Raw genomic sequence first — 25835 nt, 5'->3', positions numbered from 1 at the left:
CCTATATAAAACATAAAAATTACGATTTGTTTTAAATTGCTACCCCATCACAACCAACTGTTTTTTTGAGATCATAAAGACGTTAAAAAATGAGCGCTCTTGCTGAAATTAACAATTGATACGAGGAAAAGACAAAATTTAGGCTAAATTGATACCCCATTGAGTCAATTATTTTTATTTTGCTTGTTTTCAACACTAAATAAGGGCTACTTGCTCAACTGAAAAACGACCAAAACAAAAAACACGAAAAAAATTTACGTAAACCAATATTATTATCACCAATGATTGTAGTGGCTGTTAATTTATACTGAGAGATAAATTTGTCTTAGATAAGTCATAAATAAAGGTGATTTCAGCAGGGAATATTTTTTGGTCAAAATGGCAGGAAAGTTTGTTTTGGATATGACCAATAAACCGTAATATTACCTCGATATAAAAAAAAGAGGCATATTACGCATCAGATAAACATTCTGCGCTAGTATTCGCGCGATTCTTTTAATACAATCCTCGCCGGTATTGTTAAATGGCTTAACTCAATAATATATTTTTAATATATACTGATGTTGCTACCCGTTTTTCATAAAAATACCGATCAATTAATTACGCACCATTAGCTCAGCTGGATAGAGCGTGCCCCTCCGGAGGGCAAGGCCGCAGGTTCGACTCCTGCATGGTGCGCCAATTTCTCTAACGTCTCCTGTTATAATGAAGTGTGAAGTTGCTTAACCTGGTGGTCAAAAATAGCGTTCATTTGCTGCATGGTATTGGTTGCCAAATCGAAATAATCGCTACTATTTACTAATACTTTCTTCGCGTTAACCAATTCATCTGAAATGGTCTTGATCAGTTGATTCATTTGATTAGTTGCCGAGCTGATCAAAACCTTATGTGTACTTTGCTCATGTGGTAATGAGGAAAGCTGCTGCAAAGTATTTTCAACGGTGTCAGCCATGGTTTGAGTTAAAAAATTAAGCCTAATTTTATCAACACTAGAACAAAAGTGCTGAGCAGCAACACCAGTACCTAATGCACGCGATTGACCAATATTTTCAGTGGCTAATACCAATTCACGCCAAACAAAACCAACACGAGGAAACTCACTTAAATGATCAGAGGTTAAATAGCTGCTTTCTGCTGTATCTTCTAATAAATAAGCAAGATTGCGGATCATCATAGTATGTTGCTCAAAACTGTTTGCCACTGAAGGTTTATTATTTAACTGTAATAAACGTTGCCAGTGATCATTAAATCCTGCTAAACGTTCATTTTGACTGACCGGTGATGTTGATAACTCTTTATTAAGCTGTAATATTTTTTGCTTTAATTGAGCTAATTTTGTTTGCACGCTGGTGTCACCATTCAACCAAGCTGACATTAAGCCACGATGTTGCTGCACATAAGTAATTAATTGTTTAATTTGACCAACATAAACCAGACCTTGCTGTTGAATGTTTTTTTTGTTGCTGCGTTTTTTCTGCTTGATAGCAAAGATACTTGCAATCACAAACACTACGATACAGGTGATCATTATAATTTCCATGTTACTCTCCTTAGAAATACCGTTAATGAGCTTGTGTTAATTTGCGTAGATGATTCGCAACTGACTCGGATTGCACCGCAACTTCAGCATTCGCTTGTGCACCTAACACAACTCTTGCAATATGTTCAGAAATTTCATTGGTTGCTACCGCTTGTTGAGTTGAGACACTACTTACTATTTCCATTTGTAATTTTACTTGTTCAGTCGCCGCTTCAATGTCAGAAAAGGCTTTATCAACTTCACTCACTTTATCGATACACACATCTGTTTGAGCGACCACTTCAGTCATGGTACTGACAATCTCACCACTTTCTTTAAGTACCTCATTAATATTGGCGACAATATGACCTGTTGAGTTATTTGTTCGCTCAGCTAAGGCTCTAACTTCCTCAGCAACAACCGCAAAACCTCGGCCAAATTGGCCTGCACGCGCCGCTTCAATAGAGGCATTCAAGGCTAATAAGTTGGTTTGTTGTGATATTTGTTGAATCGACTCGGTAATTTTTTCAACATTTACCACTAGCTCATTAAGTGACACCATGCGTTGTTGAGTTGATTGCGCGCGTTGATTCACTTCCATTACCGCTTGGTTTAACGATACCAGCGTTGCTTTACCTTGATGTGCAATATCAGAAGCTTGGCAGGATGATTGATGGGTATTGCTAATTTCATTGTTCACTTCAATTAATGACTGACTCATTTCCGTGATCGCCGCCGCCGTAGAATTTGTTGCATCAGATTGTGATTGTACGTTTTCTTTTACTTTTGATGAGGTTTCGATCACTTGAATAGCTGAATATTCCACCTCTTTATTGCGCTCTTCATGTTGAATATTCACACGCCCTAGCTCACGATAAGAACGGATTAATTGCTCAATAAATTGTGAATTCATCAAACTATTAAAATGAATATCACGGTGATCAAAGTCCTTAGTATTTATTGTTTCAAGTACCTTTTTAAGTTGCTGTAGTTGCTGATTTGCAACACAAGCAACGCCTAAAAATACGTAAAAAAAACTAATACTCACAGGTAATAACTGCACTGCAGATAAATAAAAATGACCGACAGCAAGGCTAATACCGCAAAATAACGTTAACCAAAATACCCCTTTAAACCCGATATTTTTGATCAATAGATAAATGGGCGAAAAAATAATAAACACAACGCGATCCTTTCAAAACAATAACGATAGATCCTGAGCAAAATACGAACCAATAGACAGTTCATTGTTTTAAAAGAGAAATATGTAAACACAAACAAATATTTTGCGCCAACTTGGGGAAGGTTGACAATATTGCCTTATTTTGGTGAGCAGCTTTTTTGACGTCTGCATCAGCTAAGTGCAAAACATCTAGCTATTAACTAAACAAGTGGTAAGAGCAACGCCATTGGCAGCAACAATAGATAAGGGTAAGCAATTGTTGGTCTAAGCGCTTGTAATAAATATTCTTTTACTAAGCCAATACTACTCGGGCGCTGCGCTAAAAAGTTTCGATTAAACTGAAAAGCTAATTCATGCACAGCATCCCCATGTTTAATTGCCGCTAATTGCGCTTCTACTACATATAAACGTGCTTCAATACGTGCTTGGAAGGTTTTCCAAATAGCATCTTGTAACCATAAAACCGCAATTAATACTGCGCTATAGATACTTGGTAGCTGGTAAGCTAAGCCACAAAACAAAAATATAGCCGCTAATAACTTTATTACTAAGCTATATTTTTCATAACTATCGTATTGATTTTGTAATACTTGCCACTCTGCTGAAAAACTTTCCATGATACTTTTAACACTCAATAAAAATAATGATGGACATCATGCCAGTAACTAAGAATTTTTCAACATTCTTGATTACTTACAGCCCTTTGCGTACATTATGCATCTCAATAGAATGTAAAGAACGACTATGTCAGCATCGTTAAGCAAGCACCACCTCTGTAAAGTGACTTTATTAGGTAATTTAGTCAATAAACCCGAAATTCGTTATTTGGCTAATCCCGTTGTCGCGATGGCAGAAGTTAAACTCGCTACTCATACTCGCTGGTTTGACACCGCAAGTCAGCAATATAAAGAATGGACCAGTTTTCATACCATTAAAGTGATTGGAGATATTGTTGACCAAGCCTTGTTATACGCAGAAAAAGGCGATGTTATGCTGGTACATGGTTATTTATTAAATAGTAAAAAAACCAATCGTGAAATTATTCACGCCAATTTTGCCCAAGTGTTTTCCAAAGGTTATGCGCAATCTATCAACCTTGTGCAAGTGAGTGGAGAGTTGAGTGCACCAATCAAATTAATGACCACCGAACATGATAAACAATTAGGAGAAGGCATTTTGATGATAAAACATCAGATAATTTCACCTATTTCGAATAAACTACAAGAGTTTATTGTTCAGCGGCCTTTCCATGTTTGGGGTAAACAAGCACAATATTTAACAGACCATGCCAAAGTTGGCAGCCAAATGGTGATTGAAGGTAAGCTCAGTTATTTAAACAATGCTGAAAAATCACAATTTATTGAAGCCAAACAAACTGTTTTATTGGCAAATTAATGCCAAGTTAATCTTTTCATTAGCAAAGATTGTACTAAACCGCGCTCTTATGCATACTATGCACAGGATCGCTTTCATCACGAAGGACTGTTTTCAGCCATGTTAATTACTAAATCTTTATCTTCTTTTTTTAACCTCATTGTTAAGGTCAGTGCTATTGCTATGTTGTTCATCAGTAGCCTGAGCCATGCGATAGATTTAGAGCATTTAGTCACCTTTAACAAAATAGAAAATACCCAATTTAATTGGCAACAAATTGTTCCACACCCAAGTAAACAAAATCATTTTTATGTGTTTTCTAAACAAGGGAAAATCACAGAAATAATTAAAGGAAAAACAGCTGAAACTGAACTGCTCGATATTACGAAAGCGCTTAACGTAGGCAACATTCAATTAACCAGTTTAACTTTACATCCTAATTTCGCCTTAAAAGATTTACCTGGTTATCATGTTTTTTATACTGCTCACCAAGAAGTTTTTGATGATAAAAAACGCTTAATTCGCTTGCCAAAAACACCTCTTGAGAACAGCAACTATGATTTAGTGGTTAACGAATGGCAACTGCTCAATGACGGTAAACAAACAGATACCACCAGTAAACGTGAAATTATTCGTATTGCTTCGCCGGCAAAAGCTACCTTTATTCAACAGCTTTCGTTCAATCCTTACTTAAAACCTTGGCAAGATGACTTTGGCGCATTGTTTATTACTCTAAATAGTGCAGCAGAACACCAACAAATGCCTCTGTATTCTGGGGCTATATTACGTATTCACCCTGATAAATTTGGCTTGCGTAACTACACTGTGCCAGAAAGTAACGCCTTTAATAACGATGCCGACATTGCTAACGAAATCATTGCCCTTGGCGCTAAAAACATCACAAAAATTTTATGGCAGAAGAAGAACAATCAACAATGGTTTTTCCTTGCTGAGCAAGAACAAAAAACAACATTGTCATTAATTGATAATGGCGATGATTTACGTAAAGAGAATATCAAACCTTTGTGGCAAAGTGACACGATAAACGGTACTCAACAAGTGGTGTGGTACGAAGGCAGAAAGCTCTCTGATTTATTATATAAGCTTATCACAGTAAGTTTTACCGGTGAGCAATGGAAATTAACAAGTTTAACCGTTGCCGCCAACAAAGCTGTTGATGAAGTGATGTTAACCAATATTCAAAACCGTGACCCTCATGCTAAGTTAGGGTTAATGACTAATAGTGATTTTGAGCTGATATTATTAAATACCACCGACGGTATTATCAGCCAAGTTAATAGTATTTCTGAAAACCAAAATAAAGATGCAAGTAGTGAAGAAACTTCCAGCCGAACTGAAATTTCTGAAGCAACTTACCAACAAATTTACCTTTGGTTAGCTGTTTTTTTCATAATGGCGTTAGGTATTTTTACCGTTAAAAAAATTAAAACCTATGATCGCGAAAAAGCACTTGTTCGAAAATTATATGCGCGCTTTGAACTTTCCCACCAAGGCCAACGGATTAATTTATTTAAACGCCATCAAAAAGTTGCCAACGTCACGCTAGCACTAACCGACATCACAAGCAGTGCTATAATATTAAATAATCAAGTCGTTAATTTTATTGATCATCAAGAAGTGAATGTTTTTAATAACGTTGAAAAATCTGAGATGCATCGAAAGTTTGCTTTAGAGCACCGTTTAAAAATGGTTGATAACAAAGCCCGTGTGATCATTGTTGAATTAACGGATAAAAATAATCAAAAATATCAAATTTGTTTATATGCCCGTCGTGGCAATCAAAGGTACACACGTATTGATTACCAAGAATGTTTAAACATAATTACGTTATGGTGCTGGAGCATCAGTGAAAAAATAAACCCACACCACAGCGAAGTATGTGATAGAAATAACTATTAATATACATAACCGTTAATGCTAACTAAGTGTTTAAATCAAACCTGATCCTGACATTAATCGCGATAATTATTCTATTAATTATCGCGCTCCCTAGTCAGTTATTATTCAATAACCCTGAATTTCAGCAACTGTTAAGCCATTATCTACCGACAGGTATTCATGGTGCTATTTTGTTATTTTTTATTATCACTCTATTAACCAGTATTGGCCTACCCAGACAAATTGGCTCTTTTATTTGTGGTTATTGTTTTGATTTTATTTTTGGCGTGATGATAGCAACTCTTGCTACTACTTTAGGCTGCTGGTTAACCTTTAGTTTTGCGAACAAATATTTAGAAAAATTAGTTAAGCAATATTTTACCATGCAACAACACGCTATTTATAACTTCTTAAGTGAACAGTTATTTTATAAGGCTATTATTATTCGCATTTTGCCGCTTGGCAGTAACTTTCTAACTAACCTTATTGCCGGTGCTTGTCAGCTCAATGCTAAGCCGTTTATTGCAGGGTCATTTTTGGGCTTTATTCCACAAATGGTTATTTTTTCATTAGCCGGTGCCGGAATAAAATTAGACAGTAGCAGCCATTTAATAGCGAGTATTAGCTTGTTTATCTTGGCATTGTTACTTAGCTATTACTTATATTCAAAACGAGAAAAACACGCGTCAATTTAAGTGTTTGTTGATAAATATTTATGTAATATTCGCAATAAATCGGCTTGTTTAAAAGGTTTGTTAATAAAGTCTTCAATACCAAGTAAAGCGGCTCTTTCTCGATCTTTTTTAACTACGCTAGCGCTCAAAATCACAATCGGTATGGCTTTGGTTTTATCATTATGTTTAATTTGCTCAGAGGCGCTAAAACCATCCATTACCGGCATTTGCAGATCCATCAAAATAAGATCAGGTTGGTTATTTTCAAGATAAGTTAACGCTTGTTGGCCATCATCAGCAAAATGACAAATAACCCCAAAAGATGATAATTGTTTATTCACCACCATCTGATTAATTTTATTATCTTCAACAACTAAAATTTCTGCTTTATTGAAATTGGCAACTTCCGCATCACTCGCCATAATAATATCGTTATTCACTAGCGGCTTATTGGCTTTAGCTAAATGTAAAACAACGGTAAAGGTACTGCCCTTACCAAGTTCACTGGTTAAGCTGATATTACCGTCCATTAATAAGCATAACTGCTTAACAATAGATAAACCTAATCCTGTACCGCCATAAGTTCTACTCGTAGAATTTTCAGCTTGAGCAAAAGGCTCAAATAAGCGCTGTTGCGCGCTTTCTTCAATCCCAATGCCCGTATCGGTAATTTCCACAATAAGTTTTCGTTTATTATCATCAACATCATGGCAGTCACCAAAAATACTAATACTGCCATGTTCTGTAAACTTGACGGCATTGTTAAGTAAATTAATCATTATTTGCTGAAAACGTGTATCGTCACCGTTAACCCAACGCTGAAAAGCTGGCGTGAAATTTTTCTTAACCGTTAACCCTTTTTCACTAATTTTTTCACTTAGAATATCAAGTACAATTGATGTAATTTCTGTCGGCTGAAACGGTTGGCAATCAAGCGTTAGCTCACCCGCCTGTATTTTTGAGGTATCTAAAACGTCATTAACAATAGCAAGCAGAATATTAGATGAGTGCTGTATTTGCTTAAAATACGACACCGCTTGCGGGTCCGAAATTTCACGTTGTGCTATTTCAGTAAAGCCAATAATGGCATTAAGTGGTGTTCGGTATTCATGGCTAATATTCGCTAAAAATAAGCTTTTAGCCTGATTAGCTAATACTAAAGCTTCATTTTTTTGCGTTAATAACTGAGTACTTTCATTAACCTTTTTACTAAGCGATGTATTAAAGCGCAATATAAAAAAGATAAACATGACGCAAATCACACCAATCATGCAGCTAATTACCACAATAATTAAATTAAGATAATTAATTAGCCCTAATTCAAAAGCGGGGGTACTGGTAAATAACAACTTGCCTTTTTTGTCAAAAACATCCACCTCTACACTACGGTTAAAGATACTATCTGGATGAAAATCAGCATGTTGATAAACATTGTTATCGCCATACTCAATCTGATAACTAAATTCAGTTGTTGAAACTTGCTGATAAAGCCCAGTAAATAGCACATCAACTTCAATCACCACTTCAACCAAGCCAAGTAAAGTGTGTTGTTCAGCATTTCCGGTGCTTTTATAAACCGGATAATAAACAATAGCGCCGGTAAATTTATTACGCTGTTGTGCCAGGGTTAATAACGGTGAAATAACAAAATCTTTATTGGTTATTGCTTTTTCAACGGTATATTTCACAACAGGATGTGTAAAAAGGTCGAGCCCCAAGGCTGATTTATTAACGGCTAACGGTTCAATATATGTAATAGGTGCATATTGTGCTTGTTCAGAGGTAGTCACAAAACCTTGTTCTGTTAAGCTTTTAATTTTTATATCTGTTGATAACTCTGCTGACAAACCTTGTTCAAATTCGACACGTTCTTCTGCCGTAATTAACGGTACCCAAGCCAATGCCCTCACATTAAAGTTAGCGCTATTAATAGCATCGGTAAATCTTTTAAATTCATCTCTTGAAACGTGATCACTGGCCTGAAATAAGCCATCTAACGATTTTAACTGTGTTTTTATTTGGCTTTGAAAAACGTTAAATTGCTGAATAAATGGTTGAGTTGCTTTCACAAACTTACGTTCTTGTTCTTCAAAACTTTGCTGATTTAAAAAAAGGTAAATCAGGCTAACTAACGCTAAAGAAGTAAGGCTTGTAAGTATAGCTGATAGTGAAGTTGGTGCTTTTTTAATATAAATGTTGTTAGTAACGAATAAAAATATCGGTGTAATAAAAACAATACTTAAAGACTCACCCAGCCATTTCACCACCCACATATAACTTAACATTTCAATATTATTAACGAATGCATAACCCAGAGCAGGAATAGCGAACACAAACGAAATTAACACCGCAACAGGGCCAATTAATACCAAAGATTTAATAATTTCCATTGGTATATAGGTTTTTAAAGGTAAATCACAACATCGTTCAAGTAACCACTTGCTGATCACTAACTGCAGAATACCTACACACGATAAGACTAAATATTGAAATAAAGATAAACTAGCCGTTAACTGCTCTTGCTGAAAAACCAACAAGGCCGATAAAAAGGCTCCAACTAACACCGCTCGGCCATAAACTAAATATAGCCCTAACATGACACCGGTTACTGGCCAAATAACGCTAGCAAAGCCTGATGGAATGGTAAATAAACTACCAAATTGCACCAAAACATAATGTAAGCAAAAGCTAACTATTATTAAAAATATCCCTTTCAAATAGAAATTCCCACGTTTTGGTTTTATTTCAAAAAATTAATTTTCGTAACAACAAAAATCAATCAACAGCCACTTAACTATATATTAGCCTAATTGAACTAGAAGGCAGAACTAAAAAGAAAAAATTATCTTGATAGATAACAAATAGATAATGCCGGCAAGAGATTAAGCTTAAATCAGAAATTATTGAAGAGTTTATTCCATAAAACAGAGTGGTTAGCTAATGGGACTTGAACCCACGCTTAATCCGAAACAACGGAATCACAATCCGGCTGTCGGTTTAAGATTCTCGTAGATTGTAAAAATCAAGAACGCGGCATATAAGGGCTGGAGCACATAAAGAAAAAAGCCTATTTTTCAATAGGCTTTGCTCGGCTAATCATGAAATGCTCTAGACATTAAAATTTAGCACGTACTCCCATCATTAAGCGACGATCGGCTTCAGTATATTTCCACAAACTACCTAGCTCGGTTGAAAAATGAGAAGGTTCGCCCGTTAGGTTAGTCATGTTAGTGACTAACGTGATGTTTTCATTAACATCCCAACTTGCTGAAATATCAAATTGACCTCTATTTTCACGATAATTGTTCCCTGACGTTGGATCAAAGAGCGGGTCGCTTTCATCATCGGTAGAGCTATCAAGCGCTAAAGCACCAATTGTTTCTATCAGTCTTTCATCTTCCGTGGCTAGGTAACGAGAACGATAGTTATAGGCTAAGCGAACTTGAAATTCGTCACTTTCCCAATAAATTTGCCCATTAAATGTATTTTTAGAGACATCAAGCAAGGTGCTACCGTTAGGCTGTTCACTATCAGCGTATGTCCAGTTAGCACTGAAACCTAAACCAGGTAAAAAATCTAAGTTTTGCTGAATTGAAGCTTCGAAACCGGTAATTGAGCCGTTTTCACCATTGGTTGTTTTCGCGGTATTAATCCCGGTAAGGCCTAGATTTCGCTGTGCGGCAACTGCGTTTTCACCCGCGGCTTCTGGATCAGCAGCATCACTAAATTGTGAGCTTGTGTATAAAACTAGGTTATCATTATCTACGCCAGCCGTTTCAAGATGACAAATATTTTGCCATTCCGTCACGTTTTGGTTTGCCGTACCTTCACTGGCCACACAGTTAGCGGTTTTAGATAAAAATGATTCGATGTCTTTATAAAATACAGCAAACGAGACAACATTACTTTCACCATAGTAATGCTCTATAGACAGGTCATATTGTGTTGCCCGATGCGGATTTAACGTCGCTGAACCTGATGTCGCAGATACATTAAACGGGTCGACCAATAGTGATGGGCTTAAGTCATTAAAGTCGGCTCTGCGCATTACTTTAGCAGCAGCAAAGCGTACTTGAGTTTCATCCGAAAATGAGTAATTAAGGTTGATACTCGGTAGCAAGTCACTGTAATCATTTTTATCAGCCACAAAAGCACCGTCTGAGATATAACCAGAGCTAAGATCAGTGGTGACATAACGTGCGCCAATAATACCGGTGAGTTCATCAAAGTCTATGTTCGCAGAAACATAAAGCGCGGCTGTATCTTCGGTAATATCACGGAATGAGTTATCAATACGCTGAGTATTATCATGCAAACCACCGCTCACGGCTAAATTAGTGCCAGCAAGTAATTGATTTACTCGATCGAAGGTCGCTTCTGGATTGGCTAATAGGTCACCCCGGTAAGTACGGTATGTTAATAAGTCATTTTGGCCATGCAAACCTGTTTGGTCAAAAGAGTTAGGATGGCTGACCGTTGTTATAGAGCCAGGGAATAATGCTTCAAAATCATCGATCCAAAACGTGGCAGGTTTTTCGTTATCTGTCCCTTGATCTGTATAAGCATTACTGTAAATATCATTGAATCTAAAGGTTTGTTCGTCAAATTGATAATCTCGTTTAGTCGCCCGTACACCAAACTCTAATGAAGAAAGCCAGCCTAAGCCAAGTGGCTCAACAATTTCAACATCAAAACGAACCGCTTCTTCATCATTTTTCGTTGTTTTACCTTCAAACCAAAAAGCGCGAACCGCTAAATTTTCAGGATTTAAATAGACTTGCGGATCTGAATAAATAATTGAAGGAATGCTATCACCCGTTTGAAACAATGTTACGTCTGAAGTGTGGCGACAATCAAAGTTAACTCGACAATCATTGTCGTATGTCCCGCTTGTGGCTGGATCATATTGATCTGCCCACTCATTCCAGTTGGTTTTATTCACTGGTCGCAGGTTGAATTCAGAATCGGGATTGTAGCTTTCTGATGACGCTATCGATAATTCACCAGATATTTTAACATTATCGGTAATATACCATTCACCGCCTAATGCATGAGTAAAAGAGTCTGTTGTCCGAAAGTCACTCCATGTTTTAGGAATAGCAAAAGTATCAGTCAGGGTGTGATTATTTAGTTGGCCATATTTATCTTGCGTGGTGTTAGCGTTGTAAACTCTATTACCACCAACTTCAAGAATTGAGTTACCCGACTGGGCCCCTTCTCGTTTTGTTTGTGCCAGATCTAAATAAAAACTGCCGTCGCCAGATGCCGGTGCCCATTGTAGTTGAAGGTTATAAGCGGTGCGTTCACGATCTTCAACAAATTGCTCTAATCGATTTTGATCTCTAAAAACATAGCCGCCACTTGGTGTGTTACCTTCACCAATGCCGCCTGCCCCGCCTGCGTCTTCTTGCACAATTTTAACGCGGTTTGAAAACTCATCTTGACGTATTTTACGGTCTTGATATGACAATAGGAACATAGCGCCGAAGTTACCTGCTTCCCCTAAATCCCAATTATCACCTATAGAGCCATTAAATATAGGAGCCCAGTTTTCAGTTTTATCTGAATATTCGCCATCTAATGAGACTGCGGCTGTCATTTCTTTTAGGTCTAAGGGACGCACAGTTTCCATACTGACAGTACCGCCTAGCGCACCCTCAATCATATCCGCGGTTGGTGATTTAATCACAGCCACAGATTTTAGAAAACTTGATGGAAAGTCTTCCATGCTGATACCATCTCGTGAATCTCCAACGGTAGAGCGACCATTTAATTCCACACGGTTTTGCGATAGGCCTCGAATAGAAACACTGCTGCCAACACCAAAGTCAGTGTTAATTGAGACCCCTGAGATACGCTGTAGCGCTTCAGCAATATTATTATCAGGTAACTTGCCAATATCTTCTGCAACAATCGCATCCATGATCCGACCATCAGTACGTTTGATCAGTGAGGCGGCTTTCAAACTACCGAGTATTCCTCGAACCTGAATAACTTCGACTTCCTTTGTTGTTGAGGTATTTGTTTTTTCAACCGCTTCTTCAGCATTACTAGCAGAAGAAAATATCAATGAAGATATTGTCGCGGCAAGAAGTGTTTTTTGATATTTCATTCGTTCTGTTCCCAAATCTTTTATTAAAGGCTTTATTAAAAAAGCTCTGTTTTGAGAAAGTTCTCCTTCAAGGTTGGTATTTTTTAACAATATAGTCAGTGCTTGTTGCAAGCTATATTGACCTTTTACGGAGCTTCCTTTTTTATTTTTGACTAGGTCATAAGGGAATAGAAATGAAACCTTAGCGATATCAGATAGCTTATTGAGCGAGAGGCTTAACGATTGAACAGGAATATTAAATTCATATTTTCTGTCGATCCGAGCTTCTTCTTTTGCTGCTACTTCCATTGCCAACAAAAGGAGACTTAATAAACTAATAACTATAAACGCCTTATTAACCTGCCAATTAATAAGACGTGTGAATAATATAAATCTACTATTCATAAAGTGCATTTATTTTTCTTTTAACAGTAGCTGAACATGAAGTTCGTCTACTTTGTTAACGGTGATGCCAAAACCAGACTCCAGAACATAGAATAAGGTATCGGTTTCGCCTAATTGAAATTGTCCGCCAATGCGCATGGACTTTAATTGAGGATCTAAAACATCTATTTTAACATTAGTATGGCGAGTTATTTCTTGAATAACATCTTCTAATGATTCCCCCGCAAAAACTAACTTTCCTTCTTTCCAAGAAAGAGAGCGGGTAATTTCACTATTATCCAGTTCAACAACATCGCTTATATTTTCATTTTCTATAGGAATACTAATGCTTTGCCCAGCACTTAGTCTGCCTAGTACCTGTTTAATATTTGTCGGCGGTGTCGCTGTTTTGTTTGGAGCTGAATCCAGAGCTTTTTGCACATTTGCCTTGTTAAAATCATCAGGGATCACAACTAAGGTCTCATCAATAACCGCTAGCTCAACCGTACCTTCACTCACAATTACTTGAATAGTATCTTTTAATTTATGAACAGAAAAAGCTGTGCCGATTGCGCGCACAAGCCGATCATTCGCATAAACCTCAAAAGGTCTGGTCGCGTCTTTGGCAACTTCAAAATGAGCTTCACCTTGAATAAGTTTTATGCGGCGAAAGGTCTCCGTATAATCCACATGAATAGTTGTACTACTGTTTAACCATAAAATTGAACCGTCCGCCATGGTATAACTTTTATGCTCGCCCATTTTAGTGTGAAAAACTAAATCATTGCTGTTATCTAAAGGTATCAAAGTAAAGATAACAACCGCGAGTACCCCACTGAATGACAATGAAGGAATAAGCACAGTATTAAACATTTTTTTACCCGGTCGTAGACAAGCTAAAAACCAGTGATATAAAGCACAAAAAGGAAAAAGTAAGCCTGCAAATAAAACAGAAATAAAAGACGGTTTTTTCATTTCTAACGGCAGCATTACCCTAGATAATAAATCCATCTCTCCCCATGATTTCACCATCGACTCAAGACATTCGCGATGAACATCACTCGTTGAGACCCAGGCATTTAGCTCTTCTATCTGTTTTTGAGAAAGCTTCGGTGTATCTTCAAGCAGCAAAACCCACTCGGCAGCCTCTTGATTGATAATGGTTTTATTCGTAAAACCTTTAATGGTTTTGTTCATATAGCCCCTCTTTTTTTAACAGGGATATTTTCTTTTTCATTATAGTTTTCATCATTATATTGAGCGATAGCGTCGTTATAAGCGCACATTCCTCGGGTTATGTAATTGCTTGCTGTACTTGGACTAATATTCATTCTTGCCGCAATATCCTTAGTCGATAGTCCATACACTTTACGCATAATAACCACTTGTCGACATTTATTAGGTAAAGCCGCAATAGCTTCACACATCACGCCAAGCTTTTCTTGGGCTAATACGTTGTTTTCTAAATTATCTAAATCTATCGTCGAATCAACAATATTAATATCTTCAACATATTCATTTAACTGCGTAGACGCCCGTCGAAAGTTAGAAAAAATTAAATTTTTCGCTACTCTAAACATAAAGGATTTGGGCGATTGCACTTCTTTTTCAAGTGATGATTTATAGGTCCGTAAAAAAGTTTCTTGGCAGACATCATCAACATCCTGAGGATTGATAACATAACCAGAAATAAAATATTTTAATGACGATTCAAATCGACTAAAAACACTAAAGAGATTACCTTTCGCGTTTTCTTCATTAGCTGTTTGCTTATTATTATTTTTTTTAAAATTCACAATGTCTCCAATAACACCTCAAGAGTAAGGGCTACCTCTGTACAAAATTATTGCTACGTCACCATAAAACACATTCGGTTTAATTGATAGCTGTAGAGTAGAGCCTTTTATTTTTATTGAGGTTCTACTCTATAGACGCATCAACCAGTGAAAACTACTATAATATTTTCACTTTAATTTTTACAAACAAAACTGGATAGTCATAAAGCTTTGATATCACTATGAATTTTAAAGACATTATCAAATATTAACTGAGCTATTTCAGGTGGCTAATAGCACTTGAATTCACTCTTACCCAGAAACAGCGGAATCACATCGTGATGACGGTTCGTGGTTGAGATAATCAAAATTAAAATACGAAGAAATAAGATAAACAGAAAGATGGGGTGCTAATAGCACTTGAACTCACGCTTACCCAGAAATAGCGGAATCACATTGTGATGACGGTTCGTGGTTGAGATAATCGAAATTAAAATACAACGAAATTAGATGAACAGAAAGATGGGGTGGCTAATGAGACTTGAACCCACGCCTACCCAGAAACAGCGGAATCACATCGTGATGACGGTTCGTGGTTGAGATAATCCAGATTAAAATACAAAGAAATAAGAAAATTAAGAAGATGGGGTGACTAATGGCACTTGAACTCACGCTTACCCAGAAATAGCGGAATCACATCGTGATGACGGTTCGTGGTTAAGATAATCGAAATTAAAATACGAAGAAATAAGATAAACAGAAAGATGGGGTGGCTAATAACACTTGAACTCACGCTTACCCAGAAACAGCGGAATCACATCGTGATGACGGTTCGTGGTTGAGATAATCTAAATTAAAATACAACGAAATAAGATAAACAGAAATATGGGGTGGCTAATGGGACTTGAACCCACGACAACCGGAATCACAATCCGGGGCTCTACCAACTGAGCTATAGCCACCACTGAGGTTTACTAAAATGTTCAAAGGCTTGAACAATGCGCGGATTCTACTGAGTAAATAACGCTTTGGCAAGCCACTTTTAAAAATTTTAGTAATATTTTACAAATTATTATTATTCACAAATTATTTTTAAATCACCCGTGAAAAACGCTGCTGATTAAGATGCTTTTTCAAATAAGCGTCGAAGCTCATGGCAATATTACGGATCAGTAAGCGAGCTTTTGGCGAAACGGCAATCCAATGTTCAGATGTGGTCACTAAATCATCCTTAATAAAGGTATCTAATGATAACAATTCTGCGTGAAAATAGTCATCAAAGTTAATTTGATACCTTTGACTAATCACCTGTTTATCAACAAATAAATTACACATTAAAGCACGAATAACATCGCCCCGAATAAGGTCATCGTTTGATAAACTAATGCCTTGTTCCATGGCTTGTCCGCTTGCTTCTATTTGCTGATAATACTGTTTTAAATCTTTGGTATTTTGGCTAAAGCTATTGCCAATAGCGCTAATCGATGAAACGCCTAAACCTAACAAGTCACAATCACCTTTAGTGGTATAACCTTGAAAATTTCTATGCAAAACACCATTCTTTTGTGCAATTGATAATTCATCATCAGGTTTAGCAAAGTGATCCATACCAATGAAATCATAGCCATTGTTACATAATGTGGTGATCGCTTGCTGCATTAAGGCAAACTTTTCTTGGCTAGTTGGCAACCATTCATCTCGTAATTTGCGTTGTGCAGCAAATCGACTCGGTAAATGGGCGTAACTAAATAATGAAACACGATCAACCGCCATTGCTTGTACATCGGCTAAAGTTTTAGCAAAAGTTTGTTGTGTTTGATGAGGTAAGCCATAAATTAAATCAACATTAATGGAATTAAAACCGGCCTGTTTTGCATGGCTAACCAACTCACTAATAAATGGTGTTGATTGCACTCGGTTAATCGCTTCTTGTACTTTTAAGTCGGTATCTTGCACACCAATGCTTAAGCGGTTAAAACCTAAGCTAGCTAAGTGATCAATCAAGGATAATTCAATTTCACGCGGGTCAATTTCAATGCTAATTTCGTCAACATAGGTAAAATCAAAAGCTTGTTTTAATGTTGCCATTAAACGAGACAATTGTTGCTCGGTTAAAAAACTGGGTGTGCCACCACCAAGGTGTAATTGTTTTATTTGATAATGCTGAAACAACGGCGCACGTTGATTAATTTCTTCAATTAAGTGATCGAGGTAAATATCTGCTTTGCCACGATGACGAGTCACTACTTTATTACAGCCGCAGTAATAACAAAGACTGTGACAAAAAGGAATGTGAATATATAACGACAAGGTTTGGTTGTTTGACTGTTCAATCGCGCTGAGTAATTGCGCTTGCTGAAAATTATCGTCAAATTCTAGCGCCGTTGGGTATGAGGTATAACGCGGTCCGCTAGTATTATACTTGTTTAATAGTTTGGGATTAAATAACTGCTGAACCTGCATAATAACTCCTAAGATTAAGAATCTAGGAGTATAAGATTGTTTCAATAAATGAATATTGATCAGGCGCAACAAACCTTAATTTAGCTCTACTAGCTCAGTAATTTAACTAAGTTACTTTTAAAGGCTATTTATTCTGCACATTGAATGCATTTTGTCGCTGCAGGCTGCGCAATCAAGCGCTGCTTGGCAATTTCATCACCACAAGCTAAGCAAATACCATAATTACCATTTTCAATCCGGCTGATGGCATTTGATAATTGCTGTATTTCTATTTTGGCTTCTGACTCAAGCGCATTGAGTACTTCATCATTTTCACGTTCACCAGCTTGCTCTGTCCAATCACTAGAATGACCTTTAGCAAAATCATGATGAATAGCGTCGATACGCTGTTGTAAAGCGATAATACGTTCAGTAAATTGTGCTTTAAGTTCGTTTAACATCTTGCACCTCTGTATTTTCAATGAAAAGCACAGTGGCAAAAATTAAACTTGTTTTAGCACCGCAAGCCGTTCTTGGCTGTATTGTAGCAATAAGTTTAAATCAGCATTGATGGCATCATATAACGATGCTTCCGCTTTCATACGTTCAACGTCTTGCTTCATTCGTTCTTTTTTCGCGAGTTCTTTACGGGCGTCTAAAATTTGCATGTGCTTTATTTGATTATATAACTCAAATATAGCAGGAAACTGCGCGTCTAGTGATTGGCTCGCTTTTAACGAATCAAGTAAGACACTGATCCGCCAACACCCCTCAGCATATTCACACTGTTCTTCTTTCATTGCTTTGGCAATAATTTGCACACTCGTTAAAATTTTAGCGTCATGTGCATTTTGACCAGCAATTAACGCTTGTTGCGCTTGTGCTTGGCTAATTTTTTGCTGTTTTAATTGCGAGAGTAACTTACCGGCATAAAAAGCTAAGCCAACAATAACAACGACACCCGCCAACAACAAATAAAGCCATAAATCACTACTGTCCATCAACGCTTACAACTCCTCGTCATCAAAATCAGTATCATTAAACTTACGCCATAAATCTTCTTCTGATAACGGCTGTTTGCTGGCCGTTAAAAACTCTTCATCGTCTTCTTCGTCCAAACCTAACTGGCTACTAATTTCTTGGTGACGATCCATCAGTTTGTTGAAATATTCAACCTCAGACTCACTTAATGTAATGTCATCTTCTTGTTTTGCTAGTATTGTTTGTAATTGTTCATCTTCTTCAATGCGAGCTAATTCCTGCATTAAATCTGACTCTGTCGAATCAACCGCGCGCACTTGTGGTATATCCACAACCTTTGGTGCTTTTTGCTTAGGTTGAGTTTTTACCGGCGCTGTTTTAATTAATTCGATAGGTTTTTTACTACCTAAACGCGGATCTTTATTTTGAGCGTTAGTTTGTCCATCAGTTTTGCTTTTAGTGACTTGTCGGGTACCAGGTTTATTACCCGTTTTTTTACGCAAACGCTTTTCTTTTACAATCGCTAAAGCGTCTTTATCTGCTTTACGTACACCACTAGAACCAGTACCTGGTTTTCTAGATTTTTTTGATCGGGTCATTGGAAATGCTCAAAGAAGTTACTTGTGGGGTATTTTACTGCAAACAAAGGTTAATACCAATTCTATTCCATTAATGTTTGCTTTTAGCTTAATTATTTTTACTGTCGAATTGCTATCAAAACTTAGTGATAAGTTTAATAGGATTTAGTGTGTAGTTGAGAAGAGAAAAAATCATGAGCCAGAAAGGAAAAAAGCGATGGCTTAGCCATCGCTTTCGGATATTGTTATCTTGGTTAAACCATTAACAAATAACTTCCTAATCTTAATTTCGGTATCCTACCTTATTAGTACTATCCCTGTTAAACATACTCTTATTTTTGTTATTATTTAGCTTTAGTAGCTATTTTTTTATTATTATCTGGGGTTAAACAACCCTTAACCTAATTTAGGTTATAACCACTTCCATACCTTGAAGTTATTGAACCATCCATATTCTGTAAAAGTTATCATCAAAGTTAATTGATATCTTGCTTTCCGTGCAACATTTCCTTTTTTGATATTTTCGCTACTCAGTAGCTGACTAATACTTTACCCATCTTTGCGCAGACAGCAAGCATTAATTTTAGTTTTTTTAAACGATTAACGTATACATTAACGCATACTAATGTTTTTAAAGATAAAAATGTATTAAATTTTATTTCAAATTTATTAAATATTTGTCGTCAAAATTTGAAAATATGATTATTTTTTCACGCTATTAAATAACAAACCTCTAATGTATACATTAATGGCGGATGCTTTTTTGCCATAATTTGGCTTTTTCTTCTTCACTAACCACAAAACTAATACCCGTTAATGGCGAGTCAGAAAAACTCAATTGGGTTGTTAATAACAAATCATCACGAAAATAATGACAAGAAAACGGTTTGTTTAATGGCAAATGTTCCGATAATTGTTGTATCGACTGCTCTGTTACCTTAATACCATTAACCGCAATTAAAATATCATTTACCGCTAAACCGGCTTGTGCCGCAGGTGAATTTTCAACTACCGAAGTAATTTTTACGCCTAACTCTTTATTTTGAAATAAAGCACCTAAATAAGGAATTGGCTGATTTGCAACAACGGTTTCGATACTATTTAGTGCTTTAAATTTACTAAAATGTTTAACAACACCAAACTCTGCTAATAATGGCTGTAATTCAAGGGCACTAGCACTGGTTAGCATTTGATTAATTTGTGAAGTTAAGTCTTGCTGACACAAAATATTAGTAATGTTAATAAAATCTTCTGTTTGGGTGCCAATATTCGGGCGACCAAAATGAATCCATAATTCACGCATTAAATCGTCTAGGCTATGTTGCCCTTGGGAATGTTTGCGAATGGTTAAATCTAACCACAAGGCAATTAATGCACCTTTAGTGTAATAGCTAACAATATTATTTACCGCATCAGCGCCTTGCTGATAAAACTTGGTCCAGGTATAAAAGCTAGAATCTTCAACGCTAAGCTTATGCTGTCCTAAACCACGGTAAACACGGGTAGCGGTTTTGGCTAATAGTGCTAAATAACTATCAAAGTCGATAATACCTGTGCGATATAATGAAAAATCATCGTAATACGAGGTGATCCCTTCATAAGCCCACAATTGTGTGGTGTAACTTTCTTTTTGTAAGTTGTATGGTACAAAAGCTTTTGGCTTTATGCGGCAAACATTCCACGCATGAAAATACTCATGCGAACATAAACTTAAAAAGGTTTTATAGTTATCAGATAATTCTTCTGGTTTATTTGGATTCGGTAAATCAAAGCGACTGGCTTGTAAAATAGTTGAATTTTTATGCTCTAAACCACCAAACCCTTTTGCTTGTAAATGGGTAATAAACCAATATTCTTTAAAAGGTGCTTCGCCAAATAAACTAATATGATGCTGACATAGTTTTGCAACATCTCGACATAAACGCTCGGTATCACCAAAATGTTGGCTCGTAAACACCATATGGTGCGTCACGCCTTCAACGGTAAATTCACTTACATCAAAATCACCTATTGCGACCGGGCCATCAATTAATTCTTGATAATCAACCGCAAGGTACTCGCCAAATTGGTATTTTTCTGTGCTTTTTGCTCGTGTTAAGCCTGTAGCAACTCGCCAATTTGGCTGCTGTTCAGGCTGCTCAATGGTTAATTGGCAGGCCAACTCTTTCAGTTCTTCAATAGCTAAAAACGTTGAGCTACCATTAAAAAAGCCACGTTGATTATCTAAGTAGGCAGTACGTACCGACAAATCAAAAGCAAACACCTGATATTCAAGTGTGGTCGTTTCCGCTTGCGCGGTTACTTGCCAAGTTTGTTTGTCTATTTTTATTAAATCTAACGGCTGATTTTGCTGAGCAAAAGCTTTCGGCTGAATGATATTTTTAGCAAAATCACGGATCATATAACTACCTGGCAACCAAGCAGGTAATGACAAGGTATAAGTACTATTAATATTGCTAGGAAAGGTAATTTTTACAGAAAAAAGGTGGCTATGGCTGTTGGCAACACAAATATGATATTGGATATGATTCATTGTAGCTTCTATGACAAATAAAGTGGTAAAACCTATGTCACCACTTTATCAGAATCACAACAAATTGGCACTTTGCCTGTAAGCTTTTAATTAGATTAAAAGCTATGCAAGGATCACTGTTTTATCGTGATTTAAACAAATCCGTTGCTCGGCATGCATATTAACGGCATGGCTCAAAGCAGTTGCTTCTAGGTCATGACCAAGATGAACCATTTTTTCAATAGTAAAGGCATGATTAATCGGCTTAACTTCTTGCACGATAATCGGCCCTTCATCAAGGTCAGCAGTTACATAATGCGCAGTAGCTCCTATAACTTTAACACCACGAGCATGTGCTTGATGATAAGGTTTAGCGCCTTTAAAACTGGGTAAAAATGAATGATGAATATTAATGGCTTTGCCTTCGAGTTTCTGGCAAAGATCATTGGATAATATTTGCATATAACGCGCTAACACTAATAATTCAGTATTAGTTTCTTCCATTAAGGCTAATAATTGCGCTTCTTGCTCTGCTTTGTTTGCCGGCGTTACTGGTAAATAATGAAAGGGAACGCCATGCCACTCTGCTAACGACTGACAATGTTGATGATTTGAAACAATCGCTACCACATTAATCGGTAAAGCCCCTGACTTCCATTTAGTTAATAACGACACTAAACAGTGATCATATTGTGATACCGCAATAATAACATTAGGAACATCGTCTTCTTTACGTAAACGATACTGTAATTGCATTGGCCCCGCTAACGAGCTAACCGCATCAATAAACTCAGAAATTGGTACCGTTAAATTACGGTCATCAAACAGCAAGCGCGAAAAAAACGTATTACTGTAAGGATCACTGTATTGAGCCGTTTCGGTGATAAAAGCACCATGTTCATATAAACTATTGGTTACTTTTGCCATAACACCAGAAGTGTCTGGGCACTGCCAAGTTAAAATATATCGGTTTATTTCACTCATTATTCATTCCATAGGTCGCGCTTACGCTTATTTTGCGCGGCTATTATACTCATACTAGGCTAATATGCTAATGGTAAACGGGCTAAAAAATACTCGTTATAAATCGGCCAGCCATTCAATGACTTCTTTTGTTAATAAATCAAGTTCACGAATAAACAGTTTACAAGAATAGCGAATCGCTTCTTTTTGTAAGGCGTGCGCTTGTTTTTGAATTAAAATGGCGTTGCACTCTATGCTCTCACTACCTAAATAACGAATACTGCCTTTTAATCTATGTACCAACGCAAAAATATGATGAAAATCCAGCTCATCTAAAGCGGAGATTAATTGCGGCTTATCAGCACGCCACATATCAATAAAAACTTGGGCAATATTTTTACAAAGCACGCGATCATAGTCATTATGTGACATTAATAATGCCGGCTTAAAATAAACAAACGACCATTTATTGGTTAAATCTTCATTAAGCTGTGCAGCGGTAATTTTTCTTAAAGCATGATGAAGCTTATTAGTAACCGTAGCTTGCGTACAAGGTTTCGCAATATAATCATCAAAGCCCGCTGCTAAACATTTTTCCGCGGTCCCCTCTAACGCATCCGCCGTTATTGCAATTAACCATGGCTTTTGTTGATGTTTTTTCTGTTTTAATAAGGCCGCTAATTCATAACCATCCACAATTGGCATATGGCAATCTGAAATCACAATATCGTAAGGTGTTTGTTCAAACAAAGTTAATGCTTGTTGGCCATTTTCAGCGATATCGGCAGTAATATTTAAACGAGCAAGCTGCGCAGATAACACTTTCACATTTACTAGGTTATCTTCTGCCATTAATACTTTTAACTGCTCAAATTTTGCGTCATTCTGAAGTGTATTAATACTTTGATCTCGGGGTTTTTGTCGCCTTTCTTCGGCAATATTTATCACCGGCACTTGTTTTAAGCTCAATTCAAAATAAAAATCACTGCCAACATTTTCACTAGATTGAATATATATTTGGCTGCCCATCGCATTGACAATTTCTTGGCAAATAGATAAACCTAAGCCAGTACCACCAAATTTACGGGTTACAGCGCTATCGGCTTGAGTAAATGGACTAAACAAATGTTTTTGTTGCACGGGTGAAATACCAATACCGGTATCTTTAACGCTCAGTCTGATGGTGTCATAAGTGTTTCCCTGCTCGGTATTACTGGCAATTAAATTTGCAGAAAGAGTGACACTACCTTGCTCGGTAAACTTGATAGCATTGCTTATTAAGTTATTAAACACCTGAGTTAGCCGTAATGGATCAGCAAAATAGCGGTAATTTAAATCGTCATCTAGGTTAACGTTTAAGGCAATATTTTTTTCCTTTTCAATATGCCGAACCGCTTGCATTGAACGCTCAGCAAGGTCTTTTATACTAACCGGTTGCGATTCTAAGGTCAGTTTTCCGGCATCCATTTTGGCAAAATCTAAAATATCATTTAATAACATTAATAAATTTTCAGCCGAGCCGGTTAAGGTACGCAATAAATTTTTTTGATTTGCCGAAAGTTCCGTAAAGCTAAGTGATTCAGCCATACCTAAAACGCCGTTCATCGGGGTACGGATTTCATGACTCATACGCGCCAAAAAGTTAATTTTGGCTTGTGCTGATCTTTCCGCTTCAGCTCTCGCCTCTTCAGCAACCGCTAATGCTTTTTCAATGTTATGCTGTGCCGCTTTCCTAAAATTAAGCTGCCGAATATAAAAACGCATCAGCAAAATAACCAATAAAATTATCGCAATGATAACCATGGTGGCATTTTTATAAGCGGCCTGTACTTCTTTTTTCGCAGATGCTTCTGAAAAAGCCGTTTTACTCCAAGTCGCATACATGGAGTCAAACTCACTTGCTGACAAGCTATTAATCGCACGATCAACTAAAGAAATTAAATGCTCATTGTTAGCTAAAGTAGCAAAAGCTAATTCAGCCTTTAAAGCAATATTTTTAAAGGGCGCTGACGCTAGGTTGGCGAATTTTTCTTGCTTAATTACGTAAGCATTATTTAAGGCCTCACCAACATAAGCAGTTGCATCCCCTTTCGCGACTGCATAGATGGCATCGTGAATATGGTGGTAATATTTAAACTTGGCTTGAGGTAATTGTTGTTGTAAATATTCAGTAATTGTTAGCCCTCTAACCACCGCAATCACTTGTGTGTTTAAAGCATTTAAGCTGCTATCAACAAAATGCTCATGTCGATAAATCAAACTAAAATGAGACGTTACATAAGGTGTAGAATAAAGTAGATCATTTGTTGATGCTGCACCTTTGTTGGCTAAAGCATAAAAATCAACTTCTCCTTTAGCTAAATGTGCCTTGGCCGTTTCAATACGATCAACATAAACATTGTTAAACACTAAGCCCGTGGTTTTGGTGATATGTTTTAACATATCCATGGTTAAACCACGTTCATTAATATGAATAAAATTTTTATTGATAATATAAGGAGGAAAACCACTTGGTAACACAGGATAATCTAGGTGGTTATTATCTATCACATACTGTTTTTCGGCTTCCGTTAAATTTGGAATATAGTCACCTAATGTAAAACTAAAATTATTAAGTTGTTGCGGTATATACTTTTTTTGCCACATTTTTAGTTGGCTTTTAGTAACAGCTCGTAAACTGTCATTTATAACAGCCATTAACTGCCGATCAGATTTTCTGGTTGCAAAATGAAAATGAATTTCAGGCGCTTCTTCATCAGTACTAACATAAAAATCTTGCGCTAAATTTAACGCCGCTAGCTGTTGCTCTAACGCCCAAGGGCGAATGGAATATAAGGCATCATAATGTTGATAATTGGCTAACATTTCGTCAATATCGGCATAATAATCAAGATCTACATAATCCGATAAAAAATCCAGCGTTGTTTTACGAGGGGAGTTAACCGCTAACTGAGTGCCAGCTTGCTCATTACCGTTGCGGTTTTTAAAAATTTTCTGTTTAAAACTGGCGTATGGAATACTATAAAGATTATCAGGATCAATACCGGTAATAGTAGTTAACCCCACTACGTCGATTTTACCTTGTTCAAGAGCAGGAAAAACCTCTTCGCCAGCTAAATAAACAAACGCAACTTTTTGTTGGTGAGTAAATCCCCACAGTTGCCAATATTCAAAAACAAAACTATTTAAATAATTAAGATGACTACCTTGATTATCTGAAATAGTGGTTGAATTTAACAAGCCTACTTTGATGGTTTTTTCTGCTGGGAGCTGTTCAACCTGCGCTAATAAGCTAGTAGAAATAAGTAAACAACTACAGCAAAAAACTTTTACAATTAGCGCTAAATGGCTAAGTTGACAATAAAGATAAGTTATTTTTTTCACAGCTTGCCTTACTCTTATAAACCAGCATTCAGTACTATTTCAGCATGTTAACCTAAAGATTTAGCCTGACAAATTA

General features: G+C 36.8%; 17 protein-coding genes and 2 tRNA genes. 4 read left to right on the top strand and 15 right to left on the bottom strand.

The window, feature by feature from the left end; translation table 11 throughout:
• The first annotated feature begins 604 nt into the window (after positions 1 to 604).
• Positions 605 to 681: transfer RNA gene (locus ACSLUO_RS16030), tRNA-Arg, on the top strand.
• A gap of 19 nt (positions 682 to 700) precedes the next feature.
• On the opposite strand, the gene ACSLUO_RS16025 is transcribed toward ACSLUO_RS16030, so the two are convergent.
• The 3 genes from ACSLUO_RS16025 to ACSLUO_RS16015 form a co-directional block, all read right to left on the bottom strand.
• Complete coding sequence (locus ACSLUO_RS16025) at positions 701 to 1540, bottom strand: nitrate- and nitrite sensing domain-containing protein (protein ID WP_448250051.1); 840 nt, start codon at positions 1538 to 1540, stop codon at positions 701 to 703.
• A 22-nt stretch (positions 1541 to 1562) separates the two neighbouring features.
• Positions 1563 to 2702 (bottom strand): methyl-accepting chemotaxis protein, encoded by a 1140-nt coding sequence (locus ACSLUO_RS16020; protein WP_448250049.1) that lies wholly within the window; start codon positions 2700 to 2702, stop codon positions 1563 to 1565.
• Between the two features lie 200 nt (positions 2703 to 2902).
• Positions 2903 to 3319, bottom strand: a complete 417-nt coding sequence (locus ACSLUO_RS16015) for a hypothetical protein (RefSeq protein WP_448250047.1) — start codon at positions 3317 to 3319, stop codon at positions 2903 to 2905.
• A gap of 127 nt (positions 3320 to 3446) precedes the next feature.
• On the opposite strand from ACSLUO_RS16015, the gene ACSLUO_RS16010 reads away from it, so the two are divergent.
• From ACSLUO_RS16010 to ACSLUO_RS16000, 3 genes are all read left to right on the top strand, one after another.
• Positions 3447 to 4097 carry a single-stranded DNA-binding protein gene (locus tag ACSLUO_RS16010; protein ID WP_448250045.1) on the top strand — a complete coding sequence of 217 codons (651 nt, stop codon included), beginning with the start codon at positions 3447 to 3449 and terminating at the stop codon, positions 4095 to 4097.
• Between the two features lie 99 nt (positions 4098 to 4196).
• Positions 4197 to 5996 carry a PQQ-dependent sugar dehydrogenase family protein gene (locus ACSLUO_RS16005; RefSeq protein ID WP_448250044.1) on the top strand — a complete coding sequence of 600 codons (1800 nt, stop codon included), beginning with the start codon at positions 4197 to 4199 and terminating at the stop codon, positions 5994 to 5996.
• 26 nt (positions 5997 to 6022) lie between these two features.
• Entirely contained in the window at positions 6023 to 6670 is a 648-nt protein-coding gene (locus ACSLUO_RS16000) for a TVP38/TMEM64 family protein (RefSeq protein ID WP_448250042.1), read from the top strand.
• Here ACSLUO_RS16000 and ACSLUO_RS15995 read toward each other — a convergent pair.
• From ACSLUO_RS15995 to ACSLUO_RS15940, 12 genes are all read right to left on the bottom strand, one after another.
• Positions 6667 to 9366 (bottom strand): CHASE domain-containing hybrid sensor histidine kinase/response regulator family protein, encoded by a 2700-nt coding sequence (locus tag ACSLUO_RS15995; RefSeq protein ID WP_448250041.1) that lies wholly within the window; start codon positions 9364 to 9366, stop codon positions 6667 to 6669. The two genes, ACSLUO_RS16000 and ACSLUO_RS15995, sit on opposite strands and share 4 nt — an antisense overlap.
• Before the next feature lie 398 nt (positions 9367 to 9764).
• Positions 9765 to 13049, bottom strand: a complete 3285-nt coding sequence (locus ACSLUO_RS15990) for a TonB-dependent receptor (RefSeq protein WP_448250039.1) — start codon at positions 13047 to 13049, stop codon at positions 9765 to 9767.
• A gap of 105 nt (positions 13050 to 13154) precedes the next feature.
• Positions 13155 to 14321: a FecR family protein gene (locus ACSLUO_RS15985; RefSeq protein ID WP_448250037.1), complete on the bottom strand. Its 1167-nt coding sequence runs from the start codon at positions 14319 to 14321 to the stop codon at positions 13155 to 13157.
• On the bottom strand, positions 14318 to 14920 hold the full coding sequence (locus ACSLUO_RS15980; protein ID WP_448250035.1) for an RNA polymerase sigma factor: 603 nt from the start codon (positions 14918 to 14920) through the stop codon (positions 14318 to 14320). Before ACSLUO_RS15980 ends, ACSLUO_RS15985 begins: the two co-directional genes overlap by 4 nt.
• Positions 14921 to 15785: 865 nt before the next feature.
• Positions 15786 to 15861 (bottom strand) — tRNA-His (locus tag ACSLUO_RS15975).
• Positions 15862 to 15991: 130 nt separating this feature from the next.
• The gene (gene hemN, locus ACSLUO_RS15970) at positions 15992 to 17362 is read right to left on the bottom strand and encodes an oxygen-independent coproporphyrinogen III oxidase (protein ID WP_448250033.1); all 1371 of its coding nucleotides are present in this window, start codon (positions 17360 to 17362) and stop codon (positions 15992 to 15994) included.
• 128 nt (positions 17363 to 17490) lie between these two features.
• Positions 17491 to 17802 (bottom strand): TraR/DksA family transcriptional regulator, encoded by a 312-nt coding sequence (locus tag ACSLUO_RS15965; RefSeq protein WP_448250031.1) that lies wholly within the window; start codon positions 17800 to 17802, stop codon positions 17491 to 17493.
• 42 nt (positions 17803 to 17844) lie between these two features.
• On the bottom strand, positions 17845 to 18342 hold the full coding sequence (locus ACSLUO_RS15960) for a DUF2489 domain-containing protein (protein WP_448250029.1): 498 nt from the start codon (positions 18340 to 18342) through the stop codon (positions 17845 to 17847).
• A gap of 6 nt (positions 18343 to 18348) precedes the next feature.
• Positions 18349 to 18921 (bottom strand): Der GTPase-activating protein YihI, encoded by a 573-nt coding sequence (gene yihI, locus ACSLUO_RS15955; RefSeq protein ID WP_448250027.1) that lies wholly within the window; start codon positions 18919 to 18921, stop codon positions 18349 to 18351.
• Between the two features lie 724 nt (positions 18922 to 19645).
• A complete protein-coding gene (locus tag ACSLUO_RS15950) occupies positions 19646 to 21433 on the bottom strand; it encodes a M61 family metallopeptidase (protein ID WP_448250025.1) in 1788 nt (595 codons plus the stop codon).
• A 102-nt stretch (positions 21434 to 21535) separates the two neighbouring features.
• Positions 21536 to 22396, bottom strand: coding sequence for a formyltetrahydrofolate deformylase (gene purU, locus ACSLUO_RS15945; RefSeq protein WP_448250023.1), 861 nt, complete (start codon positions 22394 to 22396; stop codon positions 21536 to 21538).
• A gap of 96 nt (positions 22397 to 22492) precedes the next feature.
• Positions 22493 to 25759: an ATP-binding protein gene (locus tag ACSLUO_RS15940; protein ID WP_448250021.1), complete on the bottom strand. Its 3267-nt coding sequence runs from the start codon at positions 25757 to 25759 to the stop codon at positions 22493 to 22495.
• Positions 25760 to 25835 lie beyond the last annotated feature (76 nt).

Source organism: Thalassotalea agariperforans, from assembly GCF_053470345.1.
Note: the sequence above shows the minus strand (reverse complement) of the source record. Positions and strands in the feature narration are given on the sequence as shown.